Annotated in this window: 1 protein-coding gene; it reads left to right on the forward strand. The window is 68.1% G+C overall.

Going from position 1 to position 5696, the window contains the following annotated elements; genetic code table 11:
• Positions 1-5696: non-ribosomal peptide synthetase (locus tag K8556_RS38495; RefSeq protein ID WP_223745121.1), on the forward strand; the 5696-nt coding region annotated here is incomplete at both ends.

Here is a 5696-nt window from a genome sequence, read left to right on the forward strand (position 1 = left end):
GCGGCGGACCTCTTCAGCGAGAAGACGGTGAGGAGGATGGTGGAGCACCACCAGCGGGTGCTGGAGGCGCTGGTGGAAGGGCAGCCCGAGGTGCGGCTGCTGACGGAGGAGGAGGAGGGGCTCTACGAGAAGCTCAATGACACGTCATTGCCGCTGGAGGAGACGTGGAGCCTGGCGGAGACGTTCGAGCGCCAGGCGCGAGCGACGCCGGACGCGGTGGCGTGCATCGGCGTGGATGCGGGTGGCGGGCACCGGCAACTGACGTATCGGCAACTGAATGCGCGAGCGAACCAGGTGGCCCGGCGGCTGCGGGCGCTGGGAGTGGGAGCGGAGACGCGCGTTGCGGTCCTGAGTGAGCGCTCGCCGGAGTTGCTGGTGGCGATGCTGGCCATCTTCAAGGCGGGCGGCTGCTACGTGCCGGTGGATCCGGCCTATCCGCGCAATTACATCGAGCAGATCCTGGCGGATGCGACGCCGCAGGTGGTGCTGGGCCGCAAGGGCCATGCGGAAGGCACCCGCGTGGACGTGTGGCTTGACCTGGATGACGAACAGAGGCTGACGGCCGAGACGCTGGCGACGCTTGAGGAAGGCGATTGGCAATACGGCGCGCGGCCCGCGAGCCGACAGTTGGCGTGCCTGATGTACACGTCGGGGTCCACGGGCAAGCCGAAGGGAGTGATGGTGCCGTTCAGCCAGTTGCACAACTGGCTGGAGGCGGGCCAGCGGCGCTCCGCCTACGAGCCGGGCGAGGTGGTGCTGCAGAAGACGGCCATCGCTTTCGCGGTGTCGGTGAAGGAGCTGCTGGGCGGGCTGCTGGCGGGAGTGGCGCAGGTGATGGTGCCCGAGGCGCTGGTGAAGGACAGCGCGGCGCTGGCGGGGCTGATTGAGCGCTGGAGGGTGACGCGAATCCACCTGGTGCCTTCACACCTGAGCGCGCTGCTGGAGGCCGCAGGCGAAAATGCACTGAAGACGCTGAAGCACGTCATCACCGCGGGCGAAGCGCTGCCGCAAGGCGTGAGGGAAGAAGCGAAGCGGAAGCTGCCGGGCACCCAGCTCTGGAACAACTACGGGTGCACGGAGCTGAACGACGTGACGTACCACCCGGCGAGCCAGGAGGGTGGGGGCAGCGTCTTCGTGCCCATCGGCCGCCCCATCGCGAACACACGGGTGTACGTGCTGGACGAGCAGTTGCGGCAAGTCCCCGTGGGGGTAATGGGCGAGCTGCACGTGGACAGCGAGGGACTGGCCCGAGGGTACTGGGGTCAGCCAGCGCTGACGGCGGAGCGTTTCATCCCGAACGCGTTCGGAGAGCCCGGCAGCCGCCTCTACCGCACGGGAGACATGGTGCGGGTGCTGGCGGACGGCTCACTGGAGTACCTGGGCCGGCGCGACTACGAGCTGAAGGTGCGAGGGCACCGGGTGGACGTGCGCCAGGTGGAGAAGGCGGCCAGCGCGCACCCGGCGATTCGGCAGGTGGTGGTGGCAGGGTGGCCCCTGGGCGCGAGCCACGCGCAATTGACGGCCTACCTGGTGGCGCGGCCGGGCATGGCGGTTGAGCCGAAGCAGGTGCGCGAGTACCTGACGGAGTTGCTGCCAACGTACATGGTGCCGACGCTGTACACGGTGCTGGCGGCGCTGCCACGGCTGCCCAACGGGAAGCTGGACCGGTTGTCACTGCCCGCACCGGACCTGACGAGCAGCCGCGAGGAGCACGTCGCGCCACGCAGTGCGCTCGAGCAGAAGCTGGCGGCACTCTTCAGCGACGTCCTCGGCCTCGAGCACGTCGGCATCCACGACAACTTCTTCAACCTCGGCGGGCACTCCCTGCTGGCGTCGCGGTTGGTCTCCCGGATTGGCAAGGAACTCGGCGCCGGGATCTCGATTGCTGCCCTGTTTCAACGGCCCACGATTGGAGAACTCTGTGAGCTGATGGGAGGCCTGGACGGTCAGGCCTCGTGGGAACTCGCCCCCGCGCCGTCAGGGAGCACCGATGCGGTGCTTTCGTTCGCGCAGGAGCGCATGTGGTTCCTGCACAACTTCGTCAAGGGCGTGCCCTACAACACACCGGGCCTCGATCACCTGACCGGCGAACTCGATGTCACGGCGCTGGAAAAGGCCATCCGCGCGGTCATCCGTCGCCACGAACCCCTGCGAACGAACTTCGTCGAGAAGGAGGGAGTGCTGTCCCAGGTCGTAGGGACGGAAGAGCGCTTCATCCTCCCCGTGACGCCCATCCGCGACGAGAGCGAGCTCGCGCCACGGATGGAGGCCGTGATCCGGACGCCGGTCGACCTGGAGCGGGAGTTGATGCTCCGGGCCCACCTCTTCCGGATCAGCCCGCGGAATCACTACCTGTTCATCACCATCCATCACATCGCCTTCGATGGTTGGTCAACGTCGGTCTTCTACCGGGAGCTGGCTGCGTACTACGCCGCGTTCCTCCGGGGCGAAGCCAGCCCGCTGCCCGCCCTGGAGATCTCCTACCGGGACTACGCCCGCTGGGAGCGGGCCCATTTCCAGGACGCGGTGCTGGCGGAGAAGCTGCGGTACTGGCGACAGCGGCTGTCGGGCGCCACGCCGCTCGTTCTTCCGACCACCTACGCCCGGCCGCCCATCCAGGGCTTCTCTGGCGCGGTGGTGAACTTCGCGTTCAATCGCGCCATCACCGAGCGATTGAAGCCGCTGCTCGTCGAGTCTGGTGCCACGTTCTACATGGCGCTGCTCGGCGCCTTCGCCGTGGTGCTGAACCGCTACTCCGGCCAGGACGACATCTGCGTCGGCTCCCCCGTGGCGAATCGTGGGCGCATCCAGACGGAAGGGCTCATCGGCCTGTTCGTCAACACGCTGGTGATGCGGGTGGACGTCGCCGGCAATCCCCGCTTCATCGACCTGCTCGCGCGCATCCAGCGCACGGCCATCGAGGCGTACGCGAATCAGGACGTGCCCTTCGAGAAGATCGTCGACGACCTTCAGGTCGCGAGAGACACGGCCCGCTCTCCGCTTGTGCAGGTCATCCTCAACTTCCACAACACGCCCCCCTCCAAGCTGGCGCTGCCGGGAGTGATCCACACGCCGATGCCGGCGCACAACGGCACCGCGAAGTTCGAGCTCACCATCGACGTCGCGGAGACGAGCTCCGGCCTGACGGGGTCCGTGGAGTACGCGACGGGCCTGTTCAGCGAGGACTTCATCCGGCGGATGCTCGGGCACCTTGAAGTGGTGCTGGGCGCGGTCGGCCGGGATCCGAGGGCACCCATCGACGAGCTGCCGCTGCTCAACCAACAGGAGCAACTGGACCTCCTGTCGAGGAGCGGCCACATGGTCCTCGAGGCAGACCCCGTCGAGCTCATCCCGCACACGTTCGAGCGCCGCGTCCAGGAGAGCCCGGAGGCGATTGCCCTGGTCCGTGGCGAAGAGCGTGTCACCTATTCCGCGCTCGACCGCCGGGCCAACAGGATTGCCCGCCGCCTGCGCGCCGCGGGAGTCGGACCGAACACCCTGGTGGGACTTTGCGCGGAGCGCTCCGTCGAGTGGGTCTGCGGTGTCCTCGGAGTCATGAAGGCGGGCGGTGCGTATGTGCCCATCGACCCCGCCGCCTCCCCGGAGTCGATCTACGACGTCCTGTACGAGTCGAAGGTCCGCCACCTGCTGACGGAGTCGCGCCTCGTCCCGGAACTGCCGGTCGATGACCAGGAGCTCCTGCTGCTGGAGCCTCCGGCGGAAGGTGGCGGGGACGATGCCGTTGCCGGCCAGGAGGCGGCGCCTGCCCTGGTCGGTGTCGGCCTGACGTCCGAGTCCCTCGCGTACGTCAACTTCGCCTCCGACTCCGGTGGAGTATCGAAGGGCGTCGCCGTCCGGCATGGCGTATTGGCCCGCCGGATGGCCGGGGACCCCGCATGGAACCCGGCCCTCTCCACCGCGCGCTTCCTGCTGAAGTCGCCGCTGACGTCCGAGCTGGCGGCCACGGAGCTCTTCCAGTGGCTCGTCAGTGGCGGCAGCCTCGGCATTCTCGACTCCGGGGCGGATCGCGACGTCTCGGCCCTCCTGGCGCAGGTGGGCAGGGACTCGATTGGCGTCCTCTACTGCGTGCCCTCCGAGCTCTCGGCGCTGGTGAGCCTCCTGGAGCGTGAGCGCGACAGGGTCCGTGAGCTGAGCACCCTCCGGTGCATCTTCTGTGGCGGAGACACCCTCGCGGTCACCCTCGTCGAGCGTTTCGGGGCGCTGGTGCGCGCCGCTCATCTCCCGCTGCGGCTGTTCAACGTCTACGGCACGAAGGAGACGGGAGTCGGCGCGAGCTTCTTCGAATGCACGCTGGACGCGACCGGCTCCGGCACTGAGACGGGACGGCTCTCGTATGAGCGGCTGCCCATCGGAGAGCCTGCTCAGGACGTGCGGCTCTACGTGATGCAGCCCAACGGTGGGCTGGCTCCAGTAGGCATCCCGGGGGAGCTGTACGTCGGCGGCGCGCGACTCGCGGACGCCCGTGACGGTGACGAGCCGACGGCTGCCCACCCCCGCTTCGTTCCGAGCCCTTTCCGGAGTGGAGCGGAGCCGGAGTGGCTGCTCCGGACGGGAGACCTCGTTCGCTGGCTGTCTCAAGGTCCCCTGGAGCTGATCAGCGCCGCTCGGGAGCGCGATGGAGGAGGGGACCGGCGCATCGACTGCCATTTCATCGAGGCGCGCCTGCGCCGTGTGGACATCGTCCGCGATGCAGTGGTTGCCGCGGTTCCGGATCGCCAGTCCAAGGCCCGGCTCGTGGCCTACGTCGTCCTGGACGAGTCGCACGTGGCGGATGTCGAGTCGCGCGAAGGGCAGGGGGCGTTGATGGCTCGGATCAACGCCGGGCTCGGGGGCACGTTGCCGGAGTACATGCTTCCGGCGACCTACGTGTTCATGGACGACCTGCCGTTGACGTCGTCCGGGCGACTCGACCGCAAGGCCTTGCCCGAGCCGGAGGATGACCGAGACATCGGCGGAGCGGCCGCCTATGTGGCCCCGCGTGGGCCCACGGAGATGGCACTGGCGCGCATCTGGCAACAGGTGCTGAGGCGGCCCCAGGTCGGACTGCGAGACAACTTCTTCGAGCTGGGTGGTCACTCTGTGATGGCCATCCAACTGGTGTCCGCGATCCGGAAGCAGATGGAGGTCGAAGTTCCCATCACCCTGATCTTCGAATCGCCGGTGCTGGAGGCAATGGCGCTCCGGATCGAAGTGCTGCGGTATCAGGGACACCGCGGCCATGTGCCAGCCATCGAGCGGGTGGAGAGGACAGGCCCCCTCCCGCTGTCCTTCGTGCAGGAGCGCGTGTGGTTCGTGCACGAGCACATGGAGGACCAGAGGACCAGCTACAACATCACCTGGACGCTGCGCCTCACCGGCAAGGGCTTCTCGCGGGAAGCGCTGCGGACGGCGTTCAACGGACTCATCGCCCGGCACGAGACGCTGCGCACGGGGTTCCGGGGGACGGAGAGCGCCGGGGAGGCCGTGCAGGTCGTCGGTGAGCCCTGGGAGGTGGAGCTCCCGCTGAGGGAGGTGCGCGAGGCGGAGGTGACGGCCACCGTCAACGCGCTGTCGCGGCACGAGTTTGACTTGAGCACCGGGAGGCTGTTGACGGCGGAGGTGCTGCGGGTGGCGGAGGACGAGCACCTGCTCGTCAGCAACATCCACCACATCATCACGGACGGCTGGTCCTTCGG

The sequence above is a fragment of the Corallococcus sp. AS-1-12 genome, assembly GCF_020036995.1.
Classification (GTDB): Bacteria; Myxococcota; Myxococcia; order Myxococcales; family Myxococcaceae; genus Corallococcus.